Raw genomic sequence first — 13376 nt, forward strand, 5'->3', positions numbered from 1 at the left:
CTGGTACATGGACGGCAAGATCCAGATCGACCCGATGATCACCCACACGCTCAAGCTTGAGGACATCAACAAGGGTTTCGATCTCATGCATGAGGGCAAATCGATCAGAAGCGTCGTGGTTTACTGACCGGCTCACACGACACGCCCGCGTCGAAGGCTCTGTGTTCCCAAAATACCGTGCCTCCCCGACATCGGGCGTTGGGCCGGCGGCGCGACTGACATTCCGGATGTCCGCGCCGCCGGTCGGTTCGACCCCACCTGATCCGCCCGGGTTGCCGCGATCATGGTCGATGCCGTAGACACCGGCCCATTGGCGTTTGAAATCCGTGGAGAGGGAATATGCCGGAACCCATGAAGACCATCTCCCAGGCAAAATCCCTTGGCGGAGTGCAGGGCATCTATTCGCACCTGTCGACGAGTTGCTGCTGCGACATGACGTTTGCCGTTTTCGTGCCTCCACAGGCCCGGGAAACGCCTCGCCCCGTGGTGTGGTATTTGTCGGGACTGACCTGCACCCATCAAAATGTCATGGACAAAGGCGAATACAGGCGCATGGCCGCCGAACTTGGCCTGATCGTCGTCTGTCCAGACACCAGTCCGCGCGGCGCCGACATCCCTGATGACAAGGACAATTGGCAGTTTGGCGGCGGCGCCGGCTTTTATCTTGATGCAACGCAGGAGCCTTATGCGAAGAACTACCGGATGTATTCCTACCTCGTCGAGGAACTACCCACGCTGATCGCCGCTAATTTTCCGGCAGACATGTCGCGCCAAGCCATAACGGGCCATTCGATGGGCGGACACGGCGCGCTGACGATTGCTTTGAAAAACCCGCAGCGGTTCAGGAGTTGCTCGGCATTTGCGCCGATCGTGCAGCCAAGCGCTGCCGGCTGGTCAAGGCCGGCTTTCGAAAAATATCTCGGCACGGATGAGGCCTCGTGGCGGGCCTACGACGCTACTTCGCTTGTTGAAGACGGGCGCCGCTTCCCGGAATTTCTCGTCGATCAGGGAACATCGGACGGGTTCCTGAATGACGGGCTGAGACCCTGGCTTTTGGAGGCGGCCTGCGCCAAAGCCGGCATTCCGCTGACGTTGCGCATGCAGGACGGATACGACCATTCGTATTTCTTCATTTCGACATTCATGGACGACCATTTGAGATGGCATGCGGAACGGCTTGCATAGGTCGAGGTCCGAGCGATGCAATCGGATTAATCCTCGTCCAAGCGAGGAACGCGTTACTCTTTCTCGTCTCTACCGGGGCGAGGAACACGATGGCGCCGCATTGAAATTATTGAACAATTTCAACAGGAAGCGCTACCAACGCGTATAAATTTTTAGCCATTTCAATGGTTTAACTGGATTTTGGTAGCGGGAGAGGGACTTGAACCCCCGACCCCAGGATTATGATTCCCGTGCTCTAACCAACTGAGCTACCCCGCCAGGGCGGCGAAAGACCCGAAATCCGCCTCAAATCGAAAGGCATGTCGGGGGCGTTCGCCAAGGTCGCGCGGATATAAGGTTGGGAGGGCGAGCCTGTCAAGCTTCGAAGCAACCGGCTTGCCGGCTTATCGTCATTATCGAAAAGCTTTGCCGCGGCGACATTTGGTTGTCGCCGCCGGGGTTGAGTTCGAAGGGGCACGTCGCTATGTCTCGGCCACGAGTTTTTAGAGTTTGAAACAGATGAAGCCGCGCATAGCAGTCCTCGGTTGCGGATACTGGGGCAGCAACCACATCCGCACTCTCAAGGCGCTCGGCGCGCTGCACGCGGTCTCCGATACCAACCGGGCCCGCGCGGAAGGCTTTGCCAGCGAGCAGGACTGCCTGGCGATCGAGCCGGACCAGCTGTTCGTCCGCGACGATATCGACGCCATCGTCATGGCGCTGCCGCCGCAGTTCCATGCCGACCTTGCGGTACGTGCCGTCGAGAACGGCAAGGACGTGCTGGTGGAAAAGCCGATCGCGCTGACGGTGGCGGATGCCGAGCGTGCGGTGCAGGCGGCCAAGGACAATGGCCGCGTCTTCATGGTCGGCCATGTCCTGCGGTTCCACCCCGCCTTCGAGACGCTGAAGGGGCTGATCGACAAGGGCGAACTCGGGGAGGTCCGCTACATCCACTCTCACCGGCTCGGCCTCGGCAAGTTCCACACAGAGAACGACGCGCTGTGGGACCTGGCGCCGCACGATCTGTCGATGATCCTGGCGATCACCGGCACGGAGCCGATCGAGGTGCGCGGCGAGGGGGCCGCCCTGCTCGACAATCTCAGCGACTTCGCGCATCTGCACATGCGCTTCCCCAACGGCCTGCGCAGCCATCTTTTCACCTCGCGTCTCAATCCCTATCGCGAGCGGCGGCTGACCGTGGTCGGCACCAAGGCAATGGCGGTGTTCGACGACGTCGAGCCATGGGAACGCAAGCTGGCCGTCTACCGCCACGCGGTGTGGCAGGACAGCGGCCAATGGGCCTTCACCACCAATGAGCCGTCCTATGTCGCGGTTGCCCAGGGCATGCCGCTGACGCGCGAGCTGGAGCATTTCATCCAGTGCATCGAGACGCGTGCCGAACCGCGTACCAGCGGCGAGGAAGCGATCAGGGTGCTGCGCATCCTGACCGCCGGCACGGTCACCCACACCAAGTCGAATTCCTGAAGCGCGGATTATTCGGCAGGAAACTTATTCGGCAAGAATCTTATTCCGCGGGAATCCTATTCCGCGGGAATCTGGGCCGGCCGGGCGGCAAGCCGGGTCAGCATGGCCTCGGCCTCGGCGCCACGCTCCGATCGCTCGATGAAGCCGCCGCCGAACACGCGGGCCTCGTTGCCGTCATCGGAGTAGAGCACGCAGGCCTGGCCCGGCGCGATGCCGGACTCGCCGTCGACCAGCTCCACCCATGTGGCACCGGCACGATGATGCAGCACGGCCGGGCGCGGCGGCCGCGTCGAGCGGACCTTGGCGAACAGTTCCAGGCCGCCGGCAGGGACGTCTGTGAGCGGTCCGTCGCCCAGCCAGTTCATATTGCGCAGATAGATCTTGTGCGTCTCCAGCGCCTCGCGCGGGCCAACCACGACGCGAGCCCGGTCGGCATCGAGATGGACGACGTAAAGCGGCTCGCCGGAAGCGATGCCGATGCCACGGCGCTGGCCGATCGTGTAGCGCAGGATGCCCTCATGGCGGCCGAGCACGCGGCCGTCGATGTGGACGATGTCGCCCGGATTGGCCGCAGTTGGCTTCAGCTTGGCGATGATGTCGGAATACTTGCCCTGCGGCACGAAGCAGATGTCCTGGCTGTCCTGCTTGGTGGCAACCGCCAGCCCCATCTCCTCGGCGATGGCGCGAACCTGAGGCTTCGACAGGCCGCCGAGGGGAAAGCGCAGATAATCGATTTGCGCCTGCGTGGTGGCGAACAGGAAATAGCTCTGGTCACGCTCGGCGTCGACCGGACGGTAGAGCGCGCGCTGGGCGCCATTGGCGCCGGAACGGATGTAGTGGCCGGTGGCCAGCGCGTCGGCGCCGAGCTCCTTGGCGGTGGCCAGGAGGTCGGCGAACTTCACCGTCTGGTTGCAGGAAACGCACGGGATCGGCGTCTCGCCGGCGACGTAGCTTTCGGCGAAGGGATCGATGACCGCCTTGCGGAAGCGTTCCTCGTAGTCGAGCACATAATGGGGGATGCCGAGCGTCTCGGAGACACGGCGGGCATCGTCGATGTCCTGCCCCGCGCAGCATGAGCCGGCCCGGTGCGTCGCCGCGCCGTGGTCGTAGAGCTGCAAGGTGACGCCGACAACGTCGTAGCCCTCGCGTTTCAGCAGGCCGGCGACGACCGATGAATCGACACCGCCGGACATGGCGACGACGATGCGGGTGTTTTCGGGACGTCCGGGAAGATCGAGACTGTTCATGATGCTTTCGTTCTGCGCGGCGCCTCAATGCCAATGTCGAGAATATAGGTCAAGCTTTACCGGCGCGCCAGCGTGCAGGGCGATTCACCGTTTGTGGCCGATCTTCGCCAATGGATGCATTTTCCCCCGGCAAATCAGGGTTTGCGGGCAGATGTTTCAAATGCCGGCGAAAAGACTAACGCGGCGTTCATGATCCTTACCTAGTCATTAGGGTCTGCTTAGGCAATTTTTAAAGCTGTGGCGGTAACGTGGCGGGGATTGGGTCTTTGAGTTTTTTGTAGAGAGTACGATGACCGATCTGGTTAGACCGAGAGTCAAATATGTTATCGGGCCTGACGGCAGCCCTCTTACGATTGCCGATCTGCCGCCGACCAATACACGTCGCTGGGTTATCCGGCGTAAGGCGGAAGTGGTTGCGGCCGTGCGCGGCGGGCTTTTGAGCTTGGACGAGGCATGCCAACGCTACAAGCTCACCACCGAGGAATTCCTGTCCTGGCAGGCGTCGATCGACGAATACGGCCTTGCCGGGCTGCGCACGACACGCATCCAGCAATACCGGCACTGACCGTTGCGAATTTAGATGAAGGGCGCGGCTAACCCCGCGCCCTTCTGTTTTTCACGGTCACCGTTCCGCTCAGAGCGACAGCACAACCTTGCCGATCGGCTTGGTGGCAAGGAAGGCGTGAGCGGCCCCCGCCTGGTCCAGTGGGAAGCTCTTCGCCACATGGACGGTGATCTTGTTGGCATCGATCAACCGAGCCAGTTCCAGCAGGCCCTCCCTGTCGGGCACGACCGACATACGCTCGACCCGAATATCGCGCGCACTGGCCTGCGCCCTGGTGTCGTCGCTGACATCGAGCAATGACACCAGCACGCCGCCACGCTTGAGCACCTTCAGTGAGCGTTGGGCGTGGTCGCCCCCCATTGGATCCAGCACCAGATCGATGTCGCGAACCTGGTCGGTGAAATCGCCCTTGGTGTAGTCGATGACCTCGTCGGCGCCAAGTTTGCGGACGAAATCGAGCTTGCCCGGGCTGGCCGTGGCGACGACGTAGGCGCCGCGCGCCTTGGCGATCTGCACCGCCAGATGACCGACGCCGCCGGCTCCCGCATGCACCAATACGCGCTGCCCCGATTTCAGCCCGCCGTGGCGAACAAGCCCTTGCCAGGCGGTGAGGCCGGCCAGCGGCAAGGCGCCTGCCTCGAGGTGGCCCGCGCCCTTCGGCTTCAGTGTGATTTGATCGGCAGGTACGGCAACCAACTCGGCATAGGCGGCGGCCTGCTTGGGAAAGCGCGGCATCCCGAACACCTCGTCGCCGATCTTGAAGCCGGTGACGCCGGCGCCGAGTGCTTCGACAGTTCCCGAGATATCCCAACCCAGGATGAAGGGCGGCTCGCCGAGCAAGGGGTAGTAGCCGGCACGGACGGCGCCATCGACCGGATTGATGCCCGCGGCCTTGACACCGACCAGCACTTCGCCGGCCTCTGGCGTGGGATCGGGCTGATCGGCGATGACAAGGACGTCGGGTCCGCCGACGGAATTCTGGATAGCGGCACGCATTGAGATGTCTCCTGCTCGGTTGATGCCACTATCATTTGGATAGTAATAGCCCCTTGTCCAGTATGTACCTTCCTGATACATACGCACCTCATGGATAGTGAAGATGATTGCGGTTTCGGCTATGACGCGTTCCGGCGGACGTGTCCTTCGCACACGGTGCTGGAGATGCTGGCCAGCAAATGGGTCTATCTGGTGGTTTGCGCGCTGCGCAAAGGCCGGCTGCGCAATGGCGAGCTTGCCCGGAAGCTTGACGGCATCACGCCGAAGATGCTGACGCAGACGCTGCGCGTGCTCGAGCGCGACGGATTGGTACGGCGCGAGATCTTTCCGGTCATTCCGCCGCGCGTCGAATATGAATTGACCGAGCTCGGTCAGAACCTGGCGGGACTGCTTACCCAGATCAGGTCATGGGCGGAGCAGCATGCGCCGGATATCAAGGATGCCCGTGCAAAGGCAATTGCCGAGAATGAAGGGGATTGGGCCGCGTAGGGCGGTTTTCATTCTTCTGGGCGTATTCCCGCCGGGCCGCAAGCCGCGACAATGCGCCAGTCCGATGGCGAGCGTTGACGTCGCCAAGGGCAGGGTTTTAGCCGATCATGGCGCTGCGGCCACCGACTTCGGCTTCGCGGATCTTCGTGTCGCGCGATTCCAGCATTTCCGCTTTGGAAAGCTCCGCTTCAGCTTCGCCGAGTAATGATTCGGCGGCGCTTCGCTGCTGGGCGAGGTCGCTTTGGGAATTCCTGAGATTGTCGCGGCGCAGGCGAGCCGCCTTGGCGAAGGTCGGATAGGCGAAATGGTTGATGTCGGTGATGCCGGCCTTCTTTTCCTCGGCGGTAATCTGAAGCTCCAGCTCGACGGCCATGCGTTCGAACTCGGCGATCATCATGTCGAGCTGCAGCAGCTGCCGCCGCTTCTCATTCACCTGAAACTGTTTCAGCCGAACGAGGTTTTCACGTGACTTCATGATTCGGTACTCCCGGAAACGCACACCCGCACTTATCGTCCAAACCACCTGGAAACGCCCAGGCCGCACCCGTGTCCACCGGCTTTCCCCCAACTATGGGAAACAAAACCCTAAAGTTTTTTGCCGGCGGTAACCATTCGTTTACGGGCATTGTTAATCATACGGGTCAGGACTTAAGGCCGGGTAAAAATTCCGGCCACCGATGCGGAAGCGACGTCGATGAGTCCCTGGAGTCGCTTAGTCCAGGTTGTTAATGTGTTGCATTAGGAATTTGGTTCTGAGATTCGTTATTAGATTCAAGAGGGTGTAGAAAGAGGTTAAAAAATCTGGTACCGTCATGGACGGGAAATTAGGATTTGTTAACCATTCAATGGCAGCCTCTGCACAAGGCAACCACTGCTCCGGGTCCGGACGGGTCGTGAAATGGTCCGGCAGCAGAAAAGGGGAATAAAATGCGTGTTCTGCTGATAGAAGATGACAGTGCAACCGCACAAAGCATCGAACTGATGCTGAAATCGGAAAGTTTCAACGTCTACACGACCGATCTCGGTGAAGAGGGCGTCGATCTAGGCAAGCTCTACGACTACGATATCATTCTTCTCGACCTCAACCTGCCTGACATGTCAGGCTACGAGGTCTTGAGAACGCTTCGCCTTTCCAAGGTCAAAACACCTATTCTCATCCTCTCCGGCATGGCCGGCATTGAGGACAAGGTGCGCGGCCTCGGCTTCGGCGCAGACGACTACATGACCAAGCCATTCCACAAGGACGAGCTGGTTGCCCGCATTCATGCCATCGTGCGGCGTTCCAAGGGCCACGCCCAGTCGGTCATCACCACCGGCGACCTGGTGGTCAACCTCGATGCCAAGACAGTCGAAGTGGGCGGCCAGCGCGTGCACCTGACCGGCAAGGAATACCAGATGCTGGAGTTGCTCTCGCTACGCAAGGGCACCACGTTGACCAAGGAAATGTTCCTCAACCACCTCTATGGCGGCATGGACGAGCCTGAGCTGAAAATCATCGACGTCTTCATCTGCAAGCTGCGCAAAAAGCTCGACGCGGCATCGGGCGGTCAGAACTACATCGAAACGGTCTGGGGTCGCGGCTATGTGCTGCGCGAACCGGAAGACATTCGCGTCAGCGCCTGAGCGACGAATCGTTCGAATCTTTTCAATAAAAAACCCGGCTTCGGCCGGGTTTTTGCATGATGGGCTGGTAACGGTCTGCTTTTGGGCTTCCGAGCAGAAGACCGTCACGCACTTTTTCTGGAGTTGCTCAAGGATGCCGAATCAGGTGCGCTCTTCAAGGTGCGAAAGCGCTCGAGCAGCTGCGGGCGGTTGAACGGCTTCAAGAGATAGCCCTGGGCGCCGGCTCGCTTGGCCCGCATGATCGAAGCAATATCGAGCTCGACCAGGGAAATCAGGATCTGCGGCCTTATCGGGCTCTCCATGGCGCGGACGCGACGGATGAGATCGACCGCCGGTACGTCGGGCAAGGCGCCATCGACGACGATGATGTCGGGCATGTCGGCGGCGCACATCTCCAGCGCGTCAAGTCCGCTGGCGGCCTCGATGACAATCATTTCGGAGCCGCCCAGGATGCGTTTTGCAACCTTCCTGATAACGCTTGAATCGTCGACGAACATGCAGCGTTTCATTTCCGGGTCCTCTTTGCCTTCTGGCAGTCCGGTAGCGTCGGGGGCATCCAGGACGCACCATAGGCCAATCTGGTAAAGAAGCCGAAAAGGCGTTAGGTAAAATTTTTACAAAGATGGGCAGGTGCCTACTTTTATTCACGAATGCTTTGGCACCGCCTGAACGACCGGACGCATTTCAAGTCGATGAGCTGGAATTACAGCGTTAAATGAAAAAATACTTCGCTTTATCGGCTGCGCATCAGGCCGCCGAAAGCACGATTTCTTCCGGCGTCGCGTGGATCGATATCGTCATGCCGGCTTCGCGCGCCAGAAGCAGCGTGTAATAGGGCTGCACGGAATGCGCGTCGATCGGCTCCTCCGGCTTGTGGCCGGAATGCAGTTCGAGGAATTTCGGCGGCACCCGCAGCATCGGGCCAGCCGACGCAAGCGCGAATCGCGGCTCGGTCTCAAGGTTTTCCAGCGTCACGGAAAGCTTGCCGCCGCGCGGAATGGCGGCATTGGCGACGAGGATCAGGTTGAGCAGCAGCTTGACCTTGTTCTTGGGCAGCAACGCGCGGGGCCCGTTCCAGGTCAGTTCTGGCTTTTCGTTCTTGAGGAAGGCGATGGCGACCGCTTCGGCATCGCCGGTATCGATCAACATGCCGGCCGAACCGGCGGCACCGAAGGCGATGCGGGCGAACTGAAGGCGGGCCGAAGCGTTGCGGGCGCTCTGACGGATCAGCTTCATGGCGTCCTCATCGGCGCCGCCTTCATCAAGCAATTCGAGCCCGTTGTTGATCGCGCCGACCGGCGAGATGATATCGTGGCAGACCCGGCTGCACAAAAGCGCTGCCAGATCGGGTGCGGAAAGGGTGAACAGATCGGCCATCGGCGAAAAATCCCTGCAAAATCTCACAACTCATGGCCGGGCGATCGATCGTCGCCTGCCACACGAATCACGCACTCTCTCCTCAGGCTTTCTGAATACACAGCGCCCGTGCGTGCAGCAACAAATCCAAATTGTGGTTGTGGCAAATGGCGTGTTCACGCAGGCTGCCGACCCCAATTGAGCGACCCCAAACAGCCTTCGAACCGCCATGTTCATGTGGGAGCTTAATGGTTGAAAAAGGATTACGGCATAGTTTGCCCCTAACAGTTACCCTTAACGGCCGGCTAAAAGAGCCGTACGGGGTGCGAGGCGTCGGCGAAGGTGCTCCCTGACGGAGATTGGAAGCATGTTTTCCCGATACTACGACCGGAGCTTTCTCCGTGTCTTCTCAATGGCGGTCACGCTCCTGGGCGTTCTCGTCTTCTCGACTTCAGCCCTGCGGGCCCAGGAATACACCGCTCAGGAGATTGTCGATTCCGGTCACAAATTTTTTGGCGCCACATCGGGCGGACTCGCCTCGGTTATAGAGAAGATTTTTGCCTCCTACGGCCTGCCCAACGGCTATCTGCTGGGCGAAGAGGGCTCCGGTGCGCTGATCGGTGGCCTGACCTATGGCGAAGGCACGCTCTACACCAAGAATGCCGGCGACCACAAAGTGTTCTGGCAAGGCCCGTCGCTCGGCTGGGATTTCGGCGGCGAGGGGTCGCGGGTGATGATGCTGGTCTACAATCTCGATGATGTGGGCAGCCTCTACAACCGCTATGGCGGCGTTGCCGGTTCAGCCTATGTGGTGGCGGGCGTCGGCTTCAACGTGCTGAAGAACAACAATGTTCTCCTGGTGCCGATCCGCACCGGCGTCGGTGCTCGGCTCGGCGTCAATCTCGGCTATCTGAAGCTTACCGAGCGGGCCACCTGGAATCCGTTCTAGGCTGAAGTCCTTGACTGTCGTTGTCCAAATCCGGGACCGCTTTTGGGTCGACATGCATTAAACTCGTACCGTTGCGGCAAACCCTTGCCGCAACGCTGGATTTCCGCCATGTCAACGTGGCACAGTCAAAGCGGTCTATGCGCTTTTGATGCTTGCCGGCCACAACGGGTAGTCACTTGGTCCAGTCGGTCCTGTTCTTCGTCCTCGGCTTTCTCTGCGCTGGCTTTCTGGCGCTCATGGTGGCTCCGGCCATATGGCGTCGTGCGGTCGCGCTTACACGCAAACGCATCGAATCCTCGATCCCTCTGACGCAGACCGAGATCCAGGCGGACAAGGATCGCATCCGCGCCGAATACGCCATGACGACGCGCCGCCTGGAAATCAGCGTCAAGGCGTTGCGTGAGAAGGCGGCCGAACAACTGGTCGAGATCAATCGCGGTCGCGAGGCCATGAAGGGCCTGGCGGTCGAGCGGACGGACAAGAACCAGGCGCTGACCGAGCTGGGCGCGAAGAACGAAGCGCTGCGTCAGCGAGAGGGCGAGTTGCAGCAGCTTTCGGAGCGTCTGAAGGAAACCGAACGCAAGCTGGAAAAGCGCGCACTTGAGCTGGAAAAGCTGGAGCGCATGTATGACGACGCCAGTTTTTCCTCGAGCAGCCGGCAGATCGAGCTCGTGGCGCGAGAATCCGAAATGCAGAAACTCGCCAGCGACATTGCGATGCTGCGCGGCCAGCGCAAGGAAGCCGACAGGCGCGGCCAGGAAATCGCGGCCGAAAGCAAGGCCGCGCGGGACGCCCTGAAAGCCGAGAAGAAAAAGACCGCCGAGCTCGACAAGAAGGTCGAACGGCTGCTGGCCACACTTGCCGATCGAGAAGACAAACTCGATCGCCGCGAAAAGGAACTGGCACGCATGCGCGAAAGATCGAAATCCGAGGACAGCGCGCCAGCCTTGCGGCTGGTCGGCAAGGGCGGCGATGTCGCGAGGAGCGATGATTTCGACAAGGCAATCGCCAAGCTCGACAGCGACCGTGAGCAGCTCGAGGCGAGGCTGACGGCGCTGGCGCGCGAGAACAAACGGCTGAAGGCGGATCTCACCGCACTGGCCGCCTCCAAGGCCACTGACAGCAGCTCCGCCTTGCGCGAGCAGATGAACGAGCTGGCGGCGGAGGTCGTCCATCTGACGGCCAAGCTCGAGGGGCCTGGTTCGCCGATCGCCATGGCATTGGCGGTACCGTCGGACGCACGCTCCGGCAACGGTGACCGCAGTCTTGCCGACCGCGTGCGCGCGCTGCAGAAGGCTGACGCGACAAGCTGAGATCAGGTCTCCTTAGAGCATTTCACCGTTTCACGGAAACGGCGAAATGCCCTAATTCTTCGCTTTGACGCAATTCTGGACGGAAAACCGCTTCACACTTTTCCTAGAATTGCTCTAGCCGAAAAATGATGCAGCGCGATGGCTGAAGCCGCGGCGACATTCAGGCTGTCGAAGCCTTCCGCCATGGTGATCCGCACGTCGTGCAGGCTTGCGAGCAGGTCGTCCGGCAAGCCTTCGCCCTCGGTGCCGAGATAGAGCGCCAGGCGCTCGCTGCGCTGCGCATCGCGGATGTCGGTCTTCCCGCGTGGCGAGAGCGCGAATTGTTCGAAGCCACGTCGGGCGAGCATCGTTGTGAAGCCGGCGGTGTCGGTGAACGATGCGAACGGGATCTTGAGCGCGGCGCCGACCGAAACGCGGATCGCCTTGCGATAGAGCGGGTCGCAGCACGTCGCATCCAGCAAAACCGCGTCAGCGCCAAAGGCGGCGGCGTTGCGGAAGATCGAGCCCACATTGTCATGGTTGGCGATGCCGACGAGCACCACGACCAGCGCACGAGGCGGCAAGCCATCGAGCAGGGCTTCGGCCGGCTGCGGCGCTCCCTTGCGGCCCATGGCCAGGATGCCGCGATGCATGTGAAATCCGGCGATTGCGTCCATCACAGCGCTGGTGGCCACATAGACCGGGAGGTCGGCGGGCGCCTTGCTCAGGATCTTGTCGAGACCCGCCAGCCGGTTTTCCAGGACGAGGGCCGATTCGGCGGCAAAGCGTCCAGTTGTGAGCAACAGGTCGAGCACCACCTTGCCTTCGGCGACGAAGCGGCCTTGCCGGCCGGCGAGGTCACGCTCGCGAATGTCGAGATAGGCAGCGACGCGCGGATCTTGCGGGTCGTCGATGCGAATGGGATCCATGCATTCCTCGCGACCGTCGCATCGGCCCGAAAATCCGGACCGCTTCCCGGCGCTCACCTTGTTTGGAAAGCACGATGCGACAATTCGGGACAATCAGCCAGCTTTGTGCGCCCCAAATCGGCGCATGTCGCTCTGAATCGCCGGCGAGATCGGCGGCTGTGTGGTCAGGTTCCAGCACGGCGCAAGCGGTGCGCCATCTGGGACAGGTCATCCTTGCCGCTGCCGAAAATGCCGTCCAGCATGACAAGCAGTTCTCGCACGGCGTCGGATTTGCAGGAGTAGTAAATCATCTGCCGGTCGCGGCGGGTGTCGACAAGGTCGAGCGCCCGCAACTTGGCGAGATGCTGGGACAGGGCGGATTGGCTGAGCATCACCTTCTCGGCTATGGCTCCCACCGACATTTCACCTTCGGCGAGGTAGCTCATGATCAACAGTCGCTTCTCATTGCCCATCAGCATGAGAAACTCTGCCGCCGATTCGGCGTTCACGATTAGCTTTGTCGAGACCATCGATCCCCCATGCTTCCTGTTCATCCCGACGCCATGGGGGCAATGGCGTCTGATTCCATAAATTCACTTATCGATCGGCGCTGGCGATTCAGCGTCACTAAAAGGTAGAGCATTTCACCTAAATCTCAAGTGTTGCTTTTGATCCAGCATAATTAAGTCTCAGTCTCGGCGTCGACAATGGCTCGGCCCGCCCTCGCCATATCGACCAGAACGTGCCGCAATTCACCTGCTGCGCCCAGAGGTTGCGGGTAAAAGACCCGGCAAGCATCGTCGCCCGACACCAGATCCATGCCATCGGCATCGAATCCGGCAATACGCCAGCCGTTGCCGGATACTTTGGCGAAATGCTGTGCGTAAACGGCGATCGCGTCGAGATGGTCGGCGTTCATGTGGTCGATGGCCGATTGTTCGCGCGCCGCGAGTTCCTCGACGACCGGTCCGCTGGCGAGCAGATCCGATCGGTCGAGCTGATAGGCCTTGCCGAAGCCGCCGTTGAGGCTGGCGCGTTGCGGATCGAGGCGAAAGATCGAAAAGTCACCGAGACCGGCGTAAAGTTTCGCCCTGGCATTGTGATTGAGGTAACGGCGCTCGGTGCGGGCGTGTTCGGCCGATCCGCGCTCGATCCTTACCGCCTGGCAGACCAGTGTCAGGCGCGGGTGCGCCAGCGGGTCGCCCTTGCCTGGTTCGCCGAGCAACAGGGAACAGCGCGGGTCGGCAAGCAGCGCGCCGGTGTGCGCCGAAAGCATCGACACCAGGATCAGCGGTGCGCCGT

The 13376-nt window shown here is 60.7% G+C and carries 15 protein-coding genes, 1 tRNA gene and 1 pseudogene; 8 read left to right on the forward strand and 9 right to left on the reverse strand.

The window, feature by feature from the left end:
• Positions 1 to 127: pseudogene (locus EN932_RS14725) on the forward strand (S-(hydroxymethyl)glutathione dehydrogenase); the annotation flags it as partial.
• Positions 128 to 339: 212 nt separating this feature from the next.
• Positions 340 to 1185 (forward strand): S-formylglutathione hydrolase, encoded by an 846-nt coding sequence (fghA, locus tag EN932_RS14730; RefSeq protein ID WP_127368633.1) that lies wholly within the window; start codon positions 340 to 342, stop codon positions 1183 to 1185.
• A gap of 181 nt (positions 1186 to 1366) precedes the next feature.
• Here fghA and EN932_RS14735 read toward each other — a convergent pair.
• Positions 1367 to 1443: transfer RNA gene (locus EN932_RS14735), tRNA-Met, on the reverse strand.
• Positions 1444 to 1683: 240 nt separating this feature from the next.
• On the opposite strand from EN932_RS14735, the gene EN932_RS14740 reads away from it, so the two are divergent.
• Positions 1684 to 2649 (forward strand): Gfo/Idh/MocA family oxidoreductase, encoded by a 966-nt coding sequence (locus EN932_RS14740; protein WP_013529902.1) that lies wholly within the window; start codon positions 1684 to 1686, stop codon positions 2647 to 2649.
• 56 nt (positions 2650 to 2705) lie between these two features.
• Here the strand turns inward: EN932_RS14740 and mnmA are convergent, their stop codons facing one another.
• Complete coding sequence (gene mnmA / locus EN932_RS14745; protein WP_127368632.1) at positions 2706 to 3896, reverse strand: tRNA 2-thiouridine(34) synthase MnmA; 1191 nt, start codon at positions 3894 to 3896, stop codon at positions 2706 to 2708.
• Positions 3897 to 4185: 289 nt separating this feature from the next.
• Here mnmA and EN932_RS14750 point away from each other — a divergent pair, with 289 nt between their 5' ends.
• Positions 4186 to 4461: a DUF1153 domain-containing protein gene (locus EN932_RS14750; RefSeq protein ID WP_013529904.1), complete on the forward strand. Its 276-nt coding sequence runs from the start codon at positions 4186 to 4188 to the stop codon at positions 4459 to 4461.
• Between the two features lie 69 nt (positions 4462 to 4530).
• Here the strand turns inward: EN932_RS14750 and EN932_RS14755 are convergent, their stop codons facing one another.
• Positions 4531 to 5457, reverse strand: a complete 927-nt coding sequence (locus tag EN932_RS14755; protein ID WP_127368631.1) for an NADP-dependent oxidoreductase — start codon at positions 5455 to 5457, stop codon at positions 4531 to 4533.
• Positions 5458 to 5547: 90 nt separating this feature from the next.
• Here EN932_RS14755 and EN932_RS14760 point away from each other — a divergent pair, with 90 nt between their 5' ends.
• The gene (locus EN932_RS14760) at positions 5548 to 5946 is read left to right on the forward strand and encodes a helix-turn-helix domain-containing protein (protein ID WP_127368630.1); all 399 of its coding nucleotides are present in this window, start codon (positions 5548 to 5550) and stop codon (positions 5944 to 5946) included.
• 97 nt (positions 5947 to 6043) lie between these two features.
• On the opposite strand, the gene EN932_RS14765 is transcribed toward EN932_RS14760, so the two are convergent.
• Complete coding sequence (locus tag EN932_RS14765) at positions 6044 to 6421, reverse strand: flagellar export protein FliJ (protein WP_013529907.1); 378 nt, start codon at positions 6419 to 6421, stop codon at positions 6044 to 6046.
• A 452-nt stretch (positions 6422 to 6873) separates the two neighbouring features.
• Here EN932_RS14765 and ctrA point away from each other — a divergent pair, with 452 nt between their 5' ends.
• The gene (ctrA, locus tag EN932_RS14770) at positions 6874 to 7569 is read left to right on the forward strand and encodes a cell cycle two-component system response regulator CtrA (protein ID WP_006203583.1); all 696 of its coding nucleotides are present in this window, start codon (positions 6874 to 6876) and stop codon (positions 7567 to 7569) included.
• A 104-nt stretch (positions 7570 to 7673) separates the two neighbouring features.
• Here ctrA and EN932_RS14775 read toward each other — a convergent pair whose 3' ends face one another.
• Together EN932_RS14775 and EN932_RS14780 are read right to left on the reverse strand one after the other, a co-directional pair.
• A complete protein-coding gene (locus tag EN932_RS14775; RefSeq protein WP_024504503.1) occupies positions 7674 to 8078 on the reverse strand; it encodes a response regulator in 405 nt (134 codons plus the stop codon).
• A 238-nt stretch (positions 8079 to 8316) separates the two neighbouring features.
• Entirely contained in the window at positions 8317 to 8946 is a 630-nt protein-coding gene (locus tag EN932_RS14780; RefSeq protein WP_024504504.1) for a histidine phosphotransferase family protein, read from the reverse strand.
• Positions 8947 to 9337: 391 nt separating this feature from the next.
• Between EN932_RS14780 and EN932_RS14785 the strand changes: the two genes are divergently transcribed.
• Both EN932_RS14785 and EN932_RS14790 read left to right on the forward strand, forming a co-directional pair.
• Complete coding sequence (locus EN932_RS14785; RefSeq protein WP_245483285.1) at positions 9338 to 9874, forward strand: EipA family protein; 537 nt, start codon at positions 9338 to 9340, stop codon at positions 9872 to 9874.
• A gap of 176 nt (positions 9875 to 10050) precedes the next feature.
• Positions 10051 to 11187: a hypothetical protein gene (locus tag EN932_RS14790; protein WP_024504506.1), complete on the forward strand. Its 1137-nt coding sequence runs from the start codon at positions 10051 to 10053 to the stop codon at positions 11185 to 11187.
• 92 nt (positions 11188 to 11279) lie between these two features.
• Here EN932_RS14790 and EN932_RS14795 read toward each other — a convergent pair whose 3' ends face one another.
• The 3 genes from EN932_RS14795 to EN932_RS14805 form a co-directional block, all read right to left on the reverse strand.
• Positions 11280 to 12095, reverse strand: a complete 816-nt coding sequence (locus EN932_RS14795; RefSeq protein ID WP_127370508.1) for an RNA methyltransferase — start codon at positions 12093 to 12095, stop codon at positions 11280 to 11282.
• 164 nt (positions 12096 to 12259) lie between these two features.
• Positions 12260 to 12604 (reverse strand): metalloregulator ArsR/SmtB family transcription factor, encoded by a 345-nt coding sequence (locus EN932_RS14800; protein ID WP_013529913.1) that lies wholly within the window; start codon positions 12602 to 12604, stop codon positions 12260 to 12262.
• Positions 12605 to 12756: 152 nt separating this feature from the next.
• Positions 12757 to 13376, reverse strand: a 620-nt coding sequence (locus EN932_RS14805; RefSeq protein ID WP_164890488.1) for a DUF2470 domain-containing protein, incomplete at its 5' end; no start/stop codon positions are given.

Origin of the sequence: Mesorhizobium sp. M7A.F.Ca.US.002.01.1.1, assembly GCF_004022955.1 — a bacterium.
GTDB classification, from domain to species: Bacteria; Pseudomonadota; Alphaproteobacteria; order Rhizobiales; family Rhizobiaceae; genus Mesorhizobium; species Mesorhizobium ciceri.